Origin of the sequence: Nostoc sp. LPT (genome assembly GCF_017115165.1) — a bacterium.
Taxonomy (GTDB): Bacteria; Cyanobacteriota; Cyanobacteriia; order Cyanobacteriales; family Nostocaceae; genus Nostoc.
In genome coordinates, this window is sequence record NZ_JABXKF010000049.1 from 1 (window position 1) to 17,249 (window position 17,249).

The window sequence follows — 17,249 nt, forward strand, 5'->3', positions numbered from 1 at the left end:
CTCCTTGCACTTAGTTGTGGTTTTGACATTCATATTTCCAGGTGCAAGATGTGAGTTAATTCCTTAACCGAACGGTATTGTGTTCCAATCCCCAATCCCTATTATCTGCTTTGGCTACGAGTCTTAAACCACTCTTCTGCTTTATCCAAACTATAGAAGAGTTCGCAATCGCAACCAAATAAACGCTTCCCAGCTCCTTTCAAAATTATTCGTTTTAGTAGGGATTCTATACTAGGAGAAGTAACCATAGCTATACCCAAGCAATATTTCTCAAGTTCTTTCTTGTGTACACGCAGCCACTCACCCTCCATTTTTTCGCCAGCTTTTGATTTTCGAGGTTTACCACCCAGGTATTGAAAAGCAAAGCCTATGCGCTCTTGATGATTGATGAGATGTGTAAAACGAGCAAGATAATTCTGAGTATCTTGTTCAGTCACTTCCTCACCAATTTGGATTACGCAATATGACTGTTCTAGGTTGTCGATGATATTAACCATAGATTTTTGTATCTTACTATTTATCAAAACAGAATTCAGGAGTCAGAAGCCAGAATTCAGTTGGGTATTTTGAACGAAAGAGCGGATGTAATCAAGGGGTTTAAGATCCCCACTAAATCGTTCGCGCAGCGTCTCTGAAAGAGAAGATTTAGTGGTCTTCAATCAGTGGCGGGTCTGAATCCTCCACTGATAGCGCAGCGTTAGCGAGTCCGCGAGCGTCTTGATTCTGACCGGAGGCGGAGCATCTCCGGCTCCGCTCCTGAATTCAGAATAGCTGAATTCTTCTTCAAGGCAATCTCAGACTTATAGCAACATATTTTGAAAAAGGTATTCTCAGGTTGCTAACTGGCTCTGATCCATTTTTAGGCACAGACGTAGCAAAACGAGAGGCATTGGCTTTAACACCAAGTTACGGAATTTCATGGCTAACCTCAATTCATGAGAATTTTGAATCAAAATTGAAATGTTACCGAACCAATTACAGTAAATGGTTCACCGAAATCATTGCCTCTGACTGAATTATCACTAACGGTTCCAATGTAATTGACATCGAACAGATTCTTAAAATTCAAACCAAATCGCCAATTATTGCGGCGATAGAACAGCCCTGTATTGGTGACAAAGTAACTATCAGCTTGAAAAGAATTTGGTAATCCCCCCTCTCGTTCACCTACATAGTTAAATCCCAGCCCGAAGCCTAACCCCTGCAAATTGCCAGCTTGAATTTCATAAGTTGTCCACAAACCTGCGCTGTGCCTGGGAATGCCTGGTAATCTGCTGCCAATACGAGCTGGTTCGTCCTCTGTAACTTCAGCATCGGTATAGGCGTAGGAGGCAATGACATTCCATCCAGGTAAGATTTCTCCAGTAATATCCAATTCCACCCCTCGGCTTTGTTGTTCACCGGTAGCAAGAGAGGAGCCAAAATTAACGGGATCGCCAACAGCAACATTTTGCTTTGTGATATCAAAGTATGACAAGGTTGCTAAGAGTTTGCTTGCCAGCAAATCTGCTTTCACACCCACTTCGTAACCTTCTCCTGTTTCAGGTTCTAGGGGAGAACCACCTGCTGTTGTTCCTGTGTTGGGATTGAACGATCGCGAATAGCTAGCGTAGAGTGAAAATTCTGGTATGACTCGATAAAGAATCCCGAATCGAGGCGATATGGCATCATTGCTTTGCGATTGCTCACTACCATTTGTATTGTTAGTTACTGTCTGTTCTACGGTGTCATAGCGAAATCCTGCTAGTAAAAACAAGTTATTGAATAGCGTTACCTGATCTTGTGCGTAGACACCAAGTCTTTTGGTGTTGGTAGTAGTGTCACTCAAAAGAGCTAATGTACTCGGATCGGGTTCAGGGCCATAAACAGGATTAAAAATATTAATAGTATCCGAGCCACTAAAGTTAGTCTTGCCGCTATCGTCACTATCGTTAAGGTCAACACCAACCACAAGAGTATGCTTAATGGAACCTGTCATTAACTTTCCGACTACATTTGTCTGAAGTGAGTAATCTTTTGTGGTATTGTCTTGGTCAGCAAAAAAACGAGTCAGTATTCCTGTTGTGCCATCAAAATTGAAAGGCAGTGCTAAAGGACTGTAATCGTACTTGTAAGACAGATACCGAAAGGCATTGCGGATTGTCCAATTGTCGCTAAATTTATGCTCTAAATTGTAGCCAACGCTGAGGTAAGTATTCTCGATAGTGTCGTTGGGATTATTACTGACGCGACTACGAGGAACGTCAACAATTCCGTTGTTAGAGGCAACGATACCAAAGTCGGCAGGGCCATTATCTTTGGTGTATTCCAAGTTGAAAGTTAAATTAGTGCGATCGCCTATTTTCCAGGTAACAATCGGTGCTATGGAAAAGCGATCAAGATCATTGTCGTAGTTCCGAAAGCTCTCACTATATTGGTATAAAGCATTCAGTCGATAAAGAACCTTGCCATCGGTTGTCAATAGACCGGAAATATCAAAGCGAGGACGCACAAATGGTTGGCTACCTACTTGCAGTTCAGCTTCATAAAATGGTTCAGCCAGTGGTTGCTTGGAAACTAGGTTAATTACACCCCCTGGATCAATCTCGCCGTAGAGAATAGAAGTAGGCCCTTTAAGGACTTCAACACGCTCCAAATTGGAAAGTTCTGGAAACCCCTGAACTCCGTATACCCTAAAGCCATCTCGCAACACAGGAACGCTACCTGAATATGCTTGTGCTCCAAACCCTCGCAAACTAAACCTAATACCTCGATTGTCATTATTTCCCGCAAATGTAACACCACTCACATTACGAAGTGCTTCATCCAAACGAGTGATTTGCTGGTCTTTAATCACCTGTTGGGGAATCACTTGAATAGATGCTGGAATATCCCGGATTGGGGTATCAGTTCTGGTTGCAGAGGCAGCATCGGGGACAAGATAACCGTCTTGCTCACCTGTCACCACCAGTTCAATCGGTTCATCAGTTTGTGCCGATGGTTTCTCTGATGGGGTTTGATTCTCTGGTTGTTCTGGAGTGGGTGGCGTTTGTGCCGAAGATGCAACAGTTGTCAGTCCGAATATTAAACCTTCATCACTATCAAACAACTCTACAACTGGCACATCCGTTTCACCTGTCACCGTCACCCGGATAGTATTACTGTCTTGATTAGTAACAGTTATTTCACTAATCCCAACAACAGGTTTTTGGGAGCGGAATGTGAACGCATCGCCACTGGGTAATCGCAGTTGCGCGTTAGGAATGTCAGCAATAAAGTTATTGCCAGTACTACGATTTGTAATTTGCAGCTGTTGCCCAAAGGAAGTTTGTAAAATCACCTCTACACCTTTGTCGGTAGAATTGGCTTTCACTCCCGTTACTTGCACAACTTCTGAAGTCGGCGCTGCTTGTGGCGTTGGTGACTGTACTAACTGTTGAGCGCTGGTGTTAGGAAATTCTACTTTACCCAGTCGTGGAATCTCTCTAATCGACCTGGAATCCCGTAGTACTAACGCAACAGATTTACCTTGTGCTTGTTTGTTTACTTCTTGAGCAATAGCGCTTATTGCAATGTAGAACCAAATAGAGCTTGTGACCAAAAGAATCTTAAATATTTGCTTCAATACCATTTTCACCCCTACACCCCCACTTGCTATTACTCTCAATCAAGCAGCAAATAGCTGTTATTTCCTGAGTTTAGTAATGAGCTTATTGAGAATATACATTACAGTAGATGACGAAGCTATTGCAAATACTTGTCAAAAATTTTTGACAAGTATTGTTGGTAAAATCTGTTACTGACTGGATAAAATTTTGGATTTTGCGGAAAGTCTGTAGCAAGATATCGCCGGGTGCGTCGGCTTCCTTAAAACAGTTGTCGCTTGCTTTGATAGCGAGAACGCTAAACCCGTGCAACGCAGTAGCTCAAACTTCCAAGACGGATTTTGGATTCAGAAAGCGTCCTGAAAAACCTATTTGTAACAGCAATTTTGTGAAATGATGTAGCATAACTGAGTGTCCGTAGTTTACCGCCGTAGGCATCACTCGCCTTGTCAAAGACTCATGACTAAAGTAACATCTCAAGAAATTGCACAGTTTCGCTCTCAATTGGCAGATGATCCTAGCGATATGGAAGCGCTGGATTTGATTGAAGACTGTGATGGAGATTTAGAAGATGCGGCGATGACGCTAGCTATCCGAGCCGGACAACAACCAGAAAGAGCAAATTCCGAGTGGTTAGATGCCTTGGCGAGAAAATGGCGTGTGGTCATTTGCGAACAAGAATATCGGGAAGATTTGCTTAATACTTCTCTTGTGAAGATGATGGAACATCTAAAAACAACGCCGACATTTCCTAAGATTTTGGCAACACCAGTTTTGATATATGTCCTCAAGCAAGGCGTGAACAATTTTTGTGAGCCACTAGATTTGCTAAAATGATCAGCGCATGTACATTTAACTTGTGCGATGCCTGCGGCGGGCTACGCCTACGCGGTTTGCAGTTGAGTTCAATACAGCCCTAACAAGAACAACCCCTTAAGAGTTAGCGTTGGGGAGTAAGACTCTTAACTCCTAACTTCTAACTCCTAACTTTTAACTCCTACCCAATACAAGATTGATTCGACCAGGACTGATACGCTGTTAATTAAGGCAAAACTTTTATTAGACAAATTGTAAAATCAATGAATTACCTTGTTGCCGTATTACCAGACCGCATTCAAGCCGAAGCTGCTTACTTAGCTTTAGAAAAAGAAGGTATTAACAGCACTATTTTGGGGAGGGGGTATAAAACGGCTGACGAGTTTGGCTTAATTGACCCCAAAGACCAGGCTAAAAAGCAAGCAAAACAGATGGCAACTTGGCTGATACCATTTGGCTTTTTTGCAGGTTTTACATTCAGCCTCATCACTGGTTTAGATACTTTTGCCTGGGCGGGTGAAGTTGGCAATCACATTGTTGGCGGACTGCTGGGTGCTGCTAGTGGTGCGATGGGTGGTGTGTTTGTCGGTGGCGGAGTCGGTTTACTAGTAGGTGGTGGTGATGCTTTACCTTATCGCAACCGCTTAGATGCAGGTAAATATTTAGTCGCCGTTCAAGGTTCTGAAACTCTTACTCGCCAAGCAACCAAAATATTACGTCAGTTTGATCCAGAAAATATCCAAGGTTATGCCGACACAAATACTGTGTATTGAATAAATCATAGTTTACAGATTTATTTGTAGCCCACTCTTTCTTATTGGCACGAATTACGGTGTAGGTGAAGGATTTGGACGTTTTCCTGCGTAGTAGACAACGACTTTCAATTGTTCTTCATCAGGAACGTAAAACACTTTGTCCCCTTTTGTTACCTCATATTCCCATGCCCCCTTGTAGGGTTTGCCCTTTAAAGGAAAAACACGCCCAGGCTGTCTGGTGGTTGGTGCAGTACATAAATCCTCGTAACAACGACGTGTGTTTTCTGGATGGCGTTGCATTAAAGCTTCCCAGCCCCGATTCACCCGACGATTTTTAGCTACCACCAACCAAGTGCTTTCTATTATCAGATAATGCTGGAGTCGTCAGTTTAGGGACTTCCAAATAAAAAAATATTCAATTATTTATTGTGGGGTGGGCGTCTCGCCCGCCTTTGTTTATTGGGCGCTCATGTTGCCCACCCCACAATATTGGATAATTTATTTCTTGGAGTTCCCTTAACGAATGGCGGCTCTACGTTCTCCACTATTGGATTTTTTTCTTCATTGTCTGACATACTCTTATTCACACAGGACTCTGAGTAGATGGCGACTTTAATGGTACTTCATCAGTCTCGGCACTAAAAGCATCTGCCAGTTCAGGACTAGCGATCGCTACGGCACTCTCATGCCATTCATGGATGATAGCGTCAATTATCTCCCATGCTGTAGTTGAGGAATCTATCAACCGAAAAGCCTCACTCAGCTCCTTGATAAAGTCTTGCAGATCATCTTCTTCAAACACACAAGGGCCATCCATAAGGATGTTCAAAACCGATTTCCTTTCCCAGTAACAAAGAGAAGGCGACAGTTAATGCCTCAAAAACAGCTTTACTCTGTGTTGCTGCCTTTACCAGAAAAGTCACTTCCTCCCGGTGCAACAAGGCAAAAGACTGATCGTTGCGAGTAATTGTCACTGGACGTTCTAAAGCTTTGTCTAGAACTCGCCCTGGCTGACGATTCAACTCGGTGGCTGTAATTAACTCATCTGAGTAGATATTGCCGAAAGTCCCGATAGACATAGGTTATGCGTTTTTAGTCAACGCCGATTTAAGAAAATTATTAGTCCCTACGTATAATTGTACGTACTAGTCATCAGGGGTCAATAGGGATTAAAAGCTAGAATCAAGATAGTTATAGCAGATTAATTCTCAATTCATAACTCATAATTTTTAAGAATGTTGCCACGAGAAGAACTTTTAAAAGGTGTTGAAAATCGAGATAGTGTAGCTCGTGCAATCGACCAAGCAGAGCAAGCGATCAAAACTTGGGAAGTGGTTTTGACAGATTTTCTATCTCCCCCAGAATTGGCAGAAATTCAACGGGTATTTAACCGATTAACAGAAGTGCAATTGGTGGCGTGGGGTGGATATCCGCAAGCTGAACGCCAAAGAATAGCGATCGCTCGTTCGGAACTTCCCTTAGATCAATCTCAAGTCAGCCTTGTAGCCGTGGAAATTGCTGGTAATTTCCTGTTTGATACCGCCTCTCACCGCGACTTTTTAGGCGCAATGTTGGGGACGGGAATTGTTCGTGAAAAGACGGGAGATGTAATTGTTTTAGGAGAACGAGGGGCGCAGGCGATTGTTGCACCAGAGTTGGTGGAATTTTTATCAATGAGCCTCAAACAGGTGCGATCGGTTCCTGTGAAAACTCAGCAGATTGAACTAACTGAATTAAAGGTTCGAGAACCCAAGAAAAAAGAATTAACAACTGTGGAGGCTTCTTTAAGATTAGATGCGATCGCATCTGCTGGTTTTGGTATGTCCCGCAGCAAAATGGTTGATTTCATCGATGCTGGTGATGTCCGCGTCAATTGGAAGGAAGTTACCCAAGCTAGTTCTCAAGTCAAATCAGGCGACTTAATCGCCATTCGCTCAAAAGGGCGTTTAGAAGTTGGGGAAATCGCCGTTACAAAAAAAGAGCGTTACCGAGTTCAATTAACAAGGTATATGTAATAAGTGAAGAGTGAGGAGTTTTAAATACACCAGTTTATTTAACTCCAAACTCCTAACTTTTAAATATATACTTAATATTTAAGCTTTAAAGTGTTTTGCTAACATATTCAGTAGAAGTTTACGCGGTACAAGTCGAGATAATTTGCTTCTAATTTGAGTACTACTATTAGAGCTAATAACAGTTGGATAGCCTTTTTCTAAAGCCTCTAAAGATTCCAGAACCACTTTTTGGGAAGAATACACTTTATCTGTACTGCTTGCCAGTGCTGGAGGAAAATTAGCTTCTGCAAAAAAGTTTGTTTCTATTGGCCCTGGACAAGTGACTAAAATACGGACACCATACTGATAATTTTCTGCCCATAACGCTTCACTAAAGCTGAGAATAAAAGCTTTACTAGCAGCATAAACAGAAAGGTATGGTATAGGTTGAAATGCGGTAATAGAGGATACGTTAATAATACTTCCAGAACGACGTTGCCGCATCACTGGTAGAAATTTGTGGGTTAAATCTACCAATGCCAAAATGTTTAATTGTACGATTTTAACTTGTTTTTCTCCATCCCCTTCAGCAAAATCACCATAAGAACCAAAACCAGCATTGTTGATTAATAAGTCAATAGTTAATCCTTTTGCTTTCGTGGTTTCAAATACACTCTTCGCTGCATTAGGTTCTGTGAGGTCTTTTACTATAACGTCTACTTGAATTTTGTATTGTTCTTGTAGTTGTTTAGCTAATTGGCTTAGTTTGTTTTCAGAACGAGCAACGAGTACAAGATTTGTCTTGCGTGCAGCTAGTTCTTGAGCAAAGGCTTCACCAATACCACTAGAGGCACCAGTAATTAAAGCAGTTGGCATTCTACATATTTAGATAGTTTTTAAGCGCTTATAAATCTTAGCTATGCTGACTATAAATTTTAACTACCCAAAGTGATATATCCAAAAGGATAAAACCAGCACTTAGTACTATGAAATCTGAAAGAAGGCTTGCTCCAATCATAACTTCTTCTTCATTTTGAATTGCTAATTACCATTTTTCAGACCAATAGATAATTTCTGAGGCAGAACTATTAATAGCAACGCCATAGCTATCTCCATGATTCCACTTAAAGCCAGGTCTACCTTTGTCATCTGTATTTAATACTAATATTTCATAAGTAGCTGGAAAAGATTCTGTAGGAGAGTCACTAGTGTAGAAGAAAGTTGTCGGCACACCGTTAGGTTGATTTATGTGGTCGTTTGTGTTACCACCTCTATATTTGTGCTTGGCACTATTTTTATATTGTGAAAGTAATTTTTCTATCTTCTTTGGTGGCTCTTTTAACCTAATTTGAAAAAAACTACTTCCCTGCAAAAATCCGGGAGAGTAAGCAATGCGAACATCTTTGGCATCAGTGGGAATCTCATTAGGAAAATGTTTTACTTGGTCATTATCAGACCATAGTTGATTACGAATTTCTTTGTAGCGTGATCTATCAGTTATGATTTTAGGCTCACTAGTACTGTTAAAAGTTGTTCTCAGAAAAAAGCTTCCCCCGACAATACTAAGACTAGCAAGGGCTAATAGAAATTGCGATCGCTTCATCAAGTTGGGTGTGTCTAACTTTCATAGTCATATACCCAACTAATAAACTAAATTCGTACTATTACGGATATCGAATCAGAGATATTAACAGAAACTTTGTGTATTCAGAGGAAAATTGGGATAATTGTAAAATTAATGTGAAGTTAGTCAATGATTACCTAGTTAAATACCGTAGGTGATCCTCATTGAGGCTAGTACCGTAAGGCGGAAGTCAAAAGGAGCCAGTGCGTTGGGGAGACAGCGCCGTGGGCGGGTTTCCCGACTTGAGGCGACTGTCGTCGGCTCTGCCGACTTGAAGCAACTGGCGTTCAAAAGTCACGCATAATTATATTCCAAGCTCTTGCGCCATTTGAAATGGTGAGGCAGTCCGGTCTTGGGGGTTCCCCCCATGAGGAACTGCCGTTAGCGCAGCGTTAGCGAACCTGTGAGCGTCACCCGAAGGGGTATGTTTATTTACGCCATGCTGTACTAGTACTACCGTTGTAGCTAACGAAATCAATTCCACAGCTATCCATTTTTTTTCAATTCTTCCTGATCCAGCAATAACTAAAGCGGATATATAAATAGTAGATGCACCTTAATTAAATCACAGCCTTCAGCTTTTAGTTGAGGGCTTTTTTTTATTGCAGATACTTTTTGATTCGAGAAGAAAATAAATTTGCTCAAAAGTATAATTTTCCCGGATATGGCAATAAATAAAGCGGATTAATAAATGGTAGATGCACCTTAATTAAATCATAGCCCTCAGCTTTTAGTTGAAGGCTTTTTTATTGCTGATATTTTTTAATTTTTTATTATTTCAATATCGATGGCAGCAAACTGGGAGCTAACCACACTGCATAACCAATAAATCCAAACAGCAAGGTAATTAGGGCTGTAATGCCGTAGCTGATGCAAATTAATAAACCATCAGATTCGATCGTGGCAACAGTCAAAAGTAAAATACCGATAGTCGGGATAGGATTTGTAAACGGAATTGGTAATATTAGTAATATTGTTAATAAAGAGATACAAAATCCATTAATTCGCCAAACTAAAGGATTCTGAGCTATTTTTGCTAATCGGGGACGGGCGATTTTCTGGAAAACTTTGGTAAGCCGTCCCAAATTTTGCAAAAGTAACTGCGCGAAGGAACGAGGAAATTTGTAGTTAGCGATTCTTTTCGGTAGCCAAGGCGATCGCCTTCCTAAAAGCATTTGCACTGACAACAGTAAACAAGCACCACCAAATGGGCCAGTTAATCCCGGTGGCATAGGAAGTAAAAAAGGCAAAACTAATAATGTAATTACCAGGCTAAAGCCCCGTTCTGAGGTTTCTGTCAGAATATCACCTAGAGTTAAAGGTTGTTCAGCTAGGCGTTGCAACAGGGACTTTATATCTTGAGAAAATCTCAGATGCATTTGGCGTGAGTTGATGCGAGTTCCCACTTTGTAGTAGAGGAAGATAAGAGAGAATAACTTCTAAACTCTGCCAATTTTAGATTTTGAATTGAAGGAAAATCTAAAATTGAATGACTCCTAACTCCTGCTTTCTAGGGGTACAAAAACAGCTATAGCTTTAGGTATAACCCGAAAATGAGCAGGTGTGTAGGTAGTGATTTCACCATCTGTATTGATAGGGCGAGGTTTGCGAGTATGTACCTCTATTTCTTGACCTTGATGGGAGCGTACACTCTGCCAATGTATATGTCGCCCTTGTCGCATTGCGGGTAGTAATAATATAACCTGCCACCAGTGTTCAATCTCCAAGCTATAAAGGTCTAGTCTTTGATCGTCTATTGTGGCATCGTCAGCCACTGCCATACCACCACCGTAATAGCGGCCGTTACCGACTGCAATTTGCACTGTTTTGACGCGAACCAATTCACCGTTGATCGCAATCTCCGCTGTAAAAGGTCTGGCTTCCAAAATCACTTGCAATGCAGTGGCAGCATAAGCAAATACTCCCCAACGGCGCTTGACTTCTTTGGTAAGTCGTTGGGTAATTTTTACACTCAATCCCATACTGGCAACGTTAAAAAAGTGCTTGTCATTCACACAACCTAAGTCGATGCGGTGTAAATGTCCATCTGCAATAATTTTGCAAGCTTCGTTGAGGGAATTTGGGATTCCCAAAGTTCTCGCTAGATCGTTGGCAGTTCCCAAAGGCAAGATTCCCAAAGGTAACTGAGTCTCAATTAAAGCATCTACTGCGGCATTTAGAGTACCATCTCCTCCGCCAATAATTACCAAGTCAACTTGATGCTTATAGCGAAGTATAACTTCAGCAAGATGTTTGGGATCTTCTGTAGACTCCTCAATTAAATCAAAACCAAGTGTTTTCAGATATTGAATCGCTTGCGACAGACCCTTTTGCCCTTGGCGAGCATGACGATTTACTAACAGCAGTGCGCGGGAACTCATGGGTGGTACCTTTTGTTGTTGATATGTCCAATTATCCGCATCTATGTATTCTGCTTGATGTTAACTAGAAAAAAGTGTTTAGACTGTTATGAAAGTTATCAACAATTCATTTTCTTAATACTTATTATATTGTGACTACTAATTTTTAACTTTTCTTTTTATTTAGTTTAACTCTACTATCCCTCAGTGTGTTTATCTTCAGCAAATATAATTATTACTCCCCAGATAAATAAACTTTAGGTGTTTTTATTTAAAAAATAGCAAGTTGTTCAAATATTCTTATGCCAAACACAAAGAATATTTTTCATTAAAATAGATACATATACAGCAGATTGCAACTTGGTGAAGCAGCGCGGTCTTGGGGGTTTCCCCCATGAGCGACTGCTGTTAGCGCAGCGTTAGCGACGCAGGAGCGTCACCCGCAGGGTAAGGTACAGATTATTGTAAAGGCACAACAATGTTGTGCCCTTACCTATGTACGTCATTTACTTGAAAAAATCTGTATGTAGCGCTTCTCGTGTTGAATCCAATACAGCCCTAGTTGGTTGCTTAACGGGGGAAAATCCCGCAACGCACTAGCTCTCCTACTAACATTGAGGAGTAAGGTTCAAAGTCTTTTTCCTTTTAGGAAATCGTTATTATAATTGTTTAATGTTTGGTTGAGAAAGCAATTGTATCTGTCAACTTATGCTGTGACAGATTGACAATTGCCTAAGCTAAAGCGATCGCACCTTGGAAACGGCTTTTTCGGGTAAATCCCTATCTTTATTTTGAATTGTGCTTTTATGACTTTTTCGGGTCGGTGTCGCCACCAAGAATTGCTTGAAACGTGTCCCCTAGTAAAAATAAAAACGCCGCAACTAACACTACAAGCATTAAACTCGCAAGGGCGGCAAAGGGAGAGATGATAAACAAGATTAAAAGCGCAAACACCAATATATTTAGTAATGTCTTATTCATCTTTTTTCACATTTAATAATACGTGTGTTTTCTACACATAACAGATAAATCAAGAATCTGTCACCTGCCTTCTGTTAGATTTAACCTGTCCGCGCTTACTTTTGTGGTCAAGACGCTTTCTTTGAGAACTGCGAGTTGGTTTAGTGGGTTTGCGTTTGATTGTCACGACAACTGCACTTTGAATGAGTTCTTGAAGTCGTCTCAATGCTGACTCACGATTATTCTCTTGGCTTCGGTGTTCCTGGGCTTTAATTACAACTACTCCTTCTTGGTTAATGCGTCGATCGTTGAGCTTTAAAAGCTGTTGTTTATAATAATCGGGTAATGATGAAGCCGCAATATCGAAGCGCAAGTGGATCGCGGTAGAAACCTTATTCACATTTTGGCCTCCCGCTCCTTGGGAGCGAATCGCAGTAATTTCAATCTCAGTCTGTGGGATAATAACTTTGTGGGAAATTTGTAGCATTGCTCACAAGGCAAAAGAAAAACTTTTAAATTTGGGATAAACTTTCTTTACTCGGTTTGCTCGGCTAAATCTATCATTACATCTGCGTCTTCATTGTTGTTCAAATTTACTTCTAAAGTCTGTCCTTGGATTGTTACTTGATCGCCCGGTACTAGTCGCCGTCCTCGTCGAGTTTCCAACATACCGTTTACTTGGACATCGCCACCTTGAATCATCAGCTTGGCTTGACCTCCAGTTGGTACTATCCCCATCAACTTTAAAAATTGATTTAACTTGATTGTGTTGTCTCTAATTTTCTTCATCGTAAATAAATGTACACGATCTTAATTGTATCGTGGGCTTCTCAAGCTAAAGCGTAAATCTGTTACACCACATAATCAGCTAAGTACAGCATTTCATTAATTCGTAGCAAATTAAATTTGGCAATCCCTGCAATGCCAATGCGTCGGGTGACAATGCCAATGCGTCGGGTGACAATGCCATTGTGTCGGGTGACAATGCCATTGCGTTGGTGAACAATGCCATTGCGTTGGTGAACAATGCCATTGCGTCGGGTGACAATGCCATTGTGTCGGGTGACAATGCCAATGCGTCGGGTGACAATGCCATTGTGTCGGTGAACAATGCTATTGTGTTGGCTGACAATGCCAATGCGTCATGCATTTAACAACGTTACGCTTTACGTAAAACTTTAGTGATAAATGTGAATTTACGCCAGTTTTTATTTAATTGAACTGTATATCGTAGTAGAAGCACAGCAATGCTGTATCTCTACTACATGGTGTATTTAACTGAAAATTGCTAATTTTATTAATTGCCTATGGTGGAGCGACACTGAATAGCCAGTCGTAGATATCGCTCTCACAAAAACTGTAATACCAGTTTATTATCTATAATGTTGATCGACAAAACTGCCAGATATGGGCTAAAAACTAGTCTGGAAGGTTCTTTTAGTGTGTTCAAGGGACTGGATCTATGATTAAGCTTGGTTTATTGGTACAGTCCCAGAATAACTCTTTGGGTATCGGAAAAGTTACGGAAATATCTGATACCAATGCAATCGTTGAGTATTTCTGCTCTATAGGGCAACGTCTCCAAAAAACTTTACCTTTAAATTCTCTCTCTCAAGTCAAGCTGGAACCCCAGGCTCGATGCTATATTAAGTCCCAAACTCAAGATAAATGGATAGTTGGCAGAGTTTTTATCTGGGATGATGATACAGAAATGTATCAAATTGATTTACCAGATAAAAAAACTGCGATCGCATTTGAAGAAGACATTTACGTTCGTTGTAATCTACCAAATACAGACCCTATCCAAACTCTGGCGATGAAGGGTCACGAAACGCCTTATTTCCACGACAAAAGATTGGCTTTCGTGAAATCCTTGATTCAGCAACGCGCTGTGAGTCGCGGGATGACGGGACTAATTTCGGCAAATATTAATCTTTATCCTCACCAAGTTGAAGTAGTGCGGCGGGTACTGGAAGACCCAATTCAACGCTACTTGCTAGCAGACGAGGTAGGACTCGGAAAAACCATCGAAGCGGGTGCGATTCTGCGTCAATTTCTTCTCGATGAACCGAAAAAAGGTGCGGTGGTGATAGTTCCGCAATATTTGCTCAAACAATGGCAAACTGAGTTAGAAAACAAGTTTTACATCTCCCATTTTCCCAAACGGGTAGCAGTGCTGGCGGTTGAAGATATCCATAAAATCAACCTGAAAGCAAGGATAGGTTGCTTAATTTTAGATGAAGCCCATCATATTGCGGCAATGGCGACCTCTAAGGATGCAACAGTGCGCCAGCGTTTTCAGACTTGCAAAGAACTTGCTCATAAAAGCGATCGCTTACTCTTATTATCTGCCACTCCGGTTCTCAATCACGAGCAAGATTTTCTGGCCATGTTGCACTTGCTCGACCCGACAACCTATAAACTGGGCGATTTAGCAAGTTTCCGCACCAAAGTTGAAAGCCGTCAGCAAATCGGTAAACTTCTGCTTTCTTTTAAAGAAGGTGCAGAACCAGAAATTCTCAAAAGCAACTTGCAGCAACTACGAAACCTGTTTGTTGAGGATAAGTATTTACTGAAGCTGGCGGATGATTTAGAAAATTGTTTACAAGCAAATTCTACCGAGCAAGAGCAAATCGTCCAAGCGATTCGCGTCCATGTCAGCGATATCTATCGACTACATCGGCGAATGCTTCGCAACCGTCGCGCTGCGGTGGAAGATGTGATATTTGACCGCAACTTTACGCCAAAAGAAGAGTATGATTTAGACGAGCGATCGCTTGATATCCACGAACTCCTGAATCAATGGCGGAGTGTTGCTCCTGATGAAAAGCAATATCAGCGAATTTTTCTGCTGTTATTTCTCGCTGCTGGGACTTGGTTAGGGATTTTAGAGCAGGTAATTACGGCGCGTTTAACTGCGAAATCTCATGCTAAACTCATCCAAGAGTTTAAAGAAGATGATGTTCGCCTATTAACTACAACCCCCAAATTTTCAGGGGAAGAAGAGATTCTCCAATCCTTACTAAATATTCTTCGTCAACCTCAAGAGGACGGACAACGGACGGAAAATTTGAAAACAGTACTGCTGAATCAGCTAGGTACATACTTCAAAATTCCCGCAAATGTTCGGAAGAATCAAAAGGAATTCATCACCAGAATACAGCAGAGAATCAAGAGACCAATTACTGGTGACATTCTGCCTAAATTTATTGTATTTACCAGTTTTGTGCAAACTTGTGGCGAAATTGTCCGGTATTTATCTGATACCTTTGGTGCAGAAACAATAGCCAGCCATCAATTTGGAGAATCACCAGATAAAGTTGAGGAAGGCTTAAATAGGTTCAAGAATAACCCAAACTGCTTTATTTTAGTATGCGATCGCTCTGGAGAAGAAGGGCGTAATCTTCAGTTTGCCGATTGGTTAATTCATTTTGACCTTCCTTGGTCGCCTAATCAATTAGAGCAGAGAATTGGCAGACTTGACCGCATTGGCAGCAAAATTGGTATCCAATCTAGTGCCTTGATTGGCCCTTACTTGGAAGATAGCCCTCACAATGCTTGGTATAAAGTCTTAAAAGATGGGTTTGGTATTTTCCAACAATCAATTGCCAGTCTCCAGTTTTATGTTGATGAGAAACTTGCACAATTAGAAACAGTTTTGTTTCAATCAGGTGCGGCTGGATTGTTAGAGATGGTTTCACCAATTCAAAAGCAAATTGAAGCGGAAATAGCCAAAATTAGCGAACAAAATGCTCTAGATGAAATTGATGCCAACGATGAAATTGCTACCGAGTATTTTCAAGACCTAGATAATTACGATGCTCGTCATCTAGAAATTAGGCGAGCAATTGAAGGCTGGATTTGTGACGCGCTAGGATTTAGAGGACTCAATAACCCCGATTCATCAGAGATGCGACGTTATCAACCGACAACGCGTACCTTGGTTCCGATAAATGAGTTAAAAGACCGTTTTGCTGAGAGTTATCTAGACCAATTTGGTACTTATAATCGTAGGGTAGCAAACCAAAATGCTGGTGTTAAACTCTTTCGAGTTGGCGAAGGATTTATCGAAGCACTCTTGAACTATATCAACTGGGATGACCGAGGTGAAGCCTTTGCTCTGTGGCGTACTGATGCATCTTGGGACGCGAAAGAAGGGAAGGAATGGTTCGGTTTCCAGTGCAATTATGTAGTTGAGGCAAATTTAAGAATTGCCAAACAAGTTTTACTGGATAACAAACTAGATAATTCTCAATTCAAAAACTTGCAACGACGTGTTGATGCTCTATTTCCGCCAATTATAGAAACTATCTATGTTGACGGTCGCAAAGAGCCAATACGTGCTGTTGAGGATAAAGCTCTTTTAAGTATTCTGCAACGTCCATACAAAGATAAAAACAATAATCAAGGACGAGATTATAACCTAGCAAAAGAGCGCTTAGGAATTATTGACGATTTTGTTGACCCTAGTAAATGGCAAAATTTTTGCTATCAAGTGCGTAACACTTCTTCAGAATTACTTTCCAACCGTCCCGATTTTATTGACTTGTGCCAAAATTGTGCTAGGGTTGCCGAAAAGAAATTAGCTAATAGAGTAGAACAATTACGCCTACGTCTGAACCAGCAAAGTTGGGATAATGTATTAGCTGAAGAATTGAAGATAGAAACTGCTTTAAATGCAGCCATTCTAGAGGGAATTCGCCAGCCGCTTTTGAGGCTTGATTCTGTGGGTTTTATTGTTGTATCGGGGCGATCGCTTGTGCAATTTGAGTGATATTGTGTGCGATTAAATAGCTTTGCTAATCCTATTTGATTTGCACAGATTGAGAGCTTGAGATCCCCGACTTTTTAAATAAGTCGGGGATCTTTTTGTTCTGGTGTTACATCATGTCCGGTTGATTGCTTATAAAACCCGAAGAACCTTACCCCCGCCAAAGCTATGCTTTTACCCACATTTTTATTAACAATCTTGAAACGCTTGTTTGATAAGTATCTTGAACACTGAAGTTTCATACTTGACAAATTAGCTATTAATCCTATGGCTAAAATTAGGTTTTTATTGAAAATGAATAAGGTCAGGACTTACGCACGGGTAATGGAAAAACGAACTGCATACTCCTATGGAGAAGCAAGCTACGCGCAGCGTCTCGTAAGAG

General features: G+C 41.1%; 17 protein-coding genes. 5 read left to right on the forward strand and 12 right to left on the reverse strand.

All coding sequences use genetic code 11. The features are described 5' to 3' along the window. Positions 1-101 precede the first annotated feature (101 nt). The gene (locus tag HWQ58_RS11230) at positions 102-497 is read right to left on the reverse strand and encodes a hypothetical protein (protein WP_292861776.1); all 396 of its coding nucleotides are present in this window, start codon (positions 495-497) and stop codon (positions 102-104) included. Positions 498-949: 452 nt separating this feature from the next. Beyond that, complete coding sequence (locus tag HWQ58_RS11235; protein ID WP_292861779.1) at positions 950-3,580, reverse strand: TonB-dependent siderophore receptor; 2,631 nt, start codon at positions 3,578-3,580, stop codon at positions 950-952. Positions 3,581-4,043: 463 nt separating this feature from the next. On the opposite strand from HWQ58_RS11235, the gene HWQ58_RS11240 reads away from it, so the two are divergent. Both HWQ58_RS11240 and HWQ58_RS11245 read left to right on the forward strand, forming a co-directional pair. After that, a complete protein-coding gene (locus HWQ58_RS11240; protein WP_292861782.1) occupies positions 4,044-4,421 on the forward strand; it encodes a hypothetical protein in 378 nt (125 codons plus the stop codon). 242 nt (positions 4,422-4,663) lie between these two features. Then, entirely contained in the window at positions 4,664-5,173 is a 510-nt protein-coding gene (locus tag HWQ58_RS11245; protein WP_292861784.1) for a hypothetical protein, read from the forward strand. 54 nt (positions 5,174-5,227) lie between these two features. On the opposite strand, the gene HWQ58_RS11250 is transcribed toward HWQ58_RS11245, so the two are convergent. The 3 genes from HWQ58_RS11250 to HWQ58_RS11260 all read right to left on the reverse strand — a co-directional run bounded on the left by HWQ58_RS11250 (position 5,228) and on the right by HWQ58_RS11260 (position 6,234). Next, positions 5,228-5,500: a hypothetical protein gene (locus HWQ58_RS11250; protein ID WP_292861787.1), complete on the reverse strand. Its 273-nt coding sequence runs from the start codon at positions 5,498-5,500 to the stop codon at positions 5,228-5,230. Between the two features lie 238 nt (positions 5,501-5,738). Continuing rightward, positions 5,739-5,984, reverse strand: a complete 246-nt coding sequence (locus tag HWQ58_RS11255; RefSeq protein WP_292861790.1) for a hypothetical protein — start codon at positions 5,982-5,984, stop codon at positions 5,739-5,741. Beyond that, positions 5,950-6,234 carry a hypothetical protein gene (locus HWQ58_RS11260; RefSeq protein ID WP_292861793.1) on the reverse strand — a complete coding sequence of 95 codons (285 nt, stop codon included), beginning with the start codon at positions 6,232-6,234 and terminating at the stop codon, positions 5,950-5,952. Before HWQ58_RS11260 ends, HWQ58_RS11255 begins: the two co-directional genes overlap by 35 nt. Positions 6,235-6,390: 156 nt before the next feature. Here HWQ58_RS11260 and HWQ58_RS11265 point away from each other — a divergent pair, with 156 nt between their 5' ends. After that, positions 6,391-7,170 (forward strand): photosystem II S4 domain protein, encoded by a 780-nt coding sequence (locus HWQ58_RS11265; protein ID WP_104909074.1) that lies wholly within the window; start codon positions 6,391-6,393, stop codon positions 7,168-7,170. 78 nt (positions 7,171-7,248) lie between these two features. Here the strand turns inward: HWQ58_RS11265 and HWQ58_RS11270 are convergent, their stop codons facing one another. The 7 genes from HWQ58_RS11270 to HWQ58_RS11300 form a co-directional block, all read right to left on the reverse strand. After that, positions 7,249-8,025 (reverse strand): SDR family oxidoreductase, encoded by a 777-nt coding sequence (locus tag HWQ58_RS11270; protein WP_292861796.1) that lies wholly within the window; start codon positions 8,023-8,025, stop codon positions 7,249-7,251. 169 nt (positions 8,026-8,194) lie between these two features. Beyond that, positions 8,195-8,752, reverse strand: a complete 558-nt coding sequence (locus HWQ58_RS11275) for a hypothetical protein (protein ID WP_292861799.1) — start codon at positions 8,750-8,752, stop codon at positions 8,195-8,197. A 794-nt stretch (positions 8,753-9,546) separates the two neighbouring features. Then, positions 9,547-10,152 carry an exopolysaccharide biosynthesis protein gene (locus HWQ58_RS11280; RefSeq protein ID WP_292861801.1) on the reverse strand — a complete coding sequence of 202 codons (606 nt, stop codon included), beginning with the start codon at positions 10,150-10,152 and terminating at the stop codon, positions 9,547-9,549. A gap of 117 nt (positions 10,153-10,269) precedes the next feature. Then, positions 10,270-11,154, reverse strand: coding sequence for a lipid kinase (locus HWQ58_RS11285; RefSeq protein WP_292861804.1), 885 nt, complete (start codon positions 11,152-11,154; stop codon positions 10,270-10,272). Positions 11,155-11,937: 783 nt separating this feature from the next. Continuing rightward, complete coding sequence (locus HWQ58_RS11290; protein ID WP_292861807.1) at positions 11,938-12,114, reverse strand: hypothetical protein; 177 nt, start codon at positions 12,112-12,114, stop codon at positions 11,938-11,940. 49 nt (positions 12,115-12,163) lie between these two features. Next, positions 12,164-12,580 carry an alternative ribosome rescue aminoacyl-tRNA hydrolase ArfB gene (gene arfB, locus HWQ58_RS11295; RefSeq protein ID WP_292861810.1) on the reverse strand — a complete coding sequence of 139 codons (417 nt, stop codon included), beginning with the start codon at positions 12,578-12,580 and terminating at the stop codon, positions 12,164-12,166. Positions 12,581-12,627: 47 nt separating this feature from the next. After that, on the reverse strand, positions 12,628-12,882 hold the full coding sequence (locus HWQ58_RS11300) for an RNA-binding S4 domain-containing protein (protein ID WP_292861812.1): 255 nt from the start codon (positions 12,880-12,882) through the stop codon (positions 12,628-12,630). 182 nt (positions 12,883-13,064) lie between these two features. Between HWQ58_RS11300 and HWQ58_RS38420 the strand changes: the two genes are divergently transcribed. After that, positions 13,065-13,247: a hypothetical protein gene (locus HWQ58_RS38420; protein WP_366837760.1), complete on the forward strand. Its 183-nt coding sequence runs from the start codon at positions 13,065-13,067 to the stop codon at positions 13,245-13,247. 308 nt (positions 13,248-13,555) lie between these two features. Beyond that, positions 13,556-16,867, forward strand: coding sequence for a protein DpdE (dpdE, locus tag HWQ58_RS11310; RefSeq protein WP_292861816.1), 3,312 nt, complete (start codon positions 13,556-13,558; stop codon positions 16,865-16,867). The last annotated feature ends 382 nt before the right edge of the window (positions 16,868-17,249 follow it).

Excerpts from the sequence above, each read along its gene's own strand:
- arfB (WP_292861810.1), bottom strand. The coding sequence starts at position 12,580 with ATGCTACAAATTTCCCACAAAGTTATTATCCCACAGACTGAGATTGAA.
- dpdE (WP_292861816.1), top strand. The coding sequence starts at position 13,556 with ATGATTAAGCTTGGTTTATTGGTACAGTCCCAGAATAACTCTTTGGGT.
- HWQ58_RS11230 (WP_292861776.1), bottom strand. The coding sequence starts at position 497 with ATGGTTAATATCATCGACAACCTAGAACAGTCATATTGCGTAATCCAA.
- HWQ58_RS11245 (WP_292861784.1), top strand. The coding sequence starts at position 4,664 with ATGAATTACCTTGTTGCCGTATTACCAGACCGCATTCAAGCCGAAGCT.
- HWQ58_RS11290 (WP_292861807.1), bottom strand. The coding sequence starts at position 12,114 with ATGAATAAGACATTACTAAATATATTGGTGTTTGCGCTTTTAATCTTG.
- HWQ58_RS11280 (WP_292861801.1), bottom strand. The coding sequence starts at position 10,152 with ATGCATCTGAGATTTTCTCAAGATATAAAGTCCCTGTTGCAACGCCTA.
- HWQ58_RS11260 (WP_292861793.1), bottom strand. The coding sequence starts at position 6,234 with ATGTCTATCGGGACTTTCGGCAATATCTACTCAGATGAGTTAATTACA.
- HWQ58_RS11275 (WP_292861799.1), bottom strand. The coding sequence starts at position 8,752 with ATGAAGCGATCGCAATTTCTATTAGCCCTTGCTAGTCTTAGTATTGTC.
- HWQ58_RS11240 (WP_292861782.1), top strand. The coding sequence starts at position 4,044 with ATGACTAAAGTAACATCTCAAGAAATTGCACAGTTTCGCTCTCAATTG.
- HWQ58_RS11285 (WP_292861804.1), bottom strand. The coding sequence starts at position 11,154 with ATGAGTTCCCGCGCACTGCTGTTAGTAAATCGTCATGCTCGCCAAGGG.
- HWQ58_RS11265 (WP_104909074.1), top strand. The coding sequence starts at position 6,391 with ATGTTGCCACGAGAAGAACTTTTAAAAGGTGTTGAAAATCGAGATAGT.
- HWQ58_RS11300 (WP_292861812.1), bottom strand. The coding sequence starts at position 12,882 with ATGAAGAAAATTAGAGACAACACAATCAAGTTAAATCAATTTTTAAAG.
- HWQ58_RS11270 (WP_292861796.1), bottom strand. The coding sequence starts at position 8,025 with ATGCCAACTGCTTTAATTACTGGTGCCTCTAGTGGTATTGGTGAAGCC.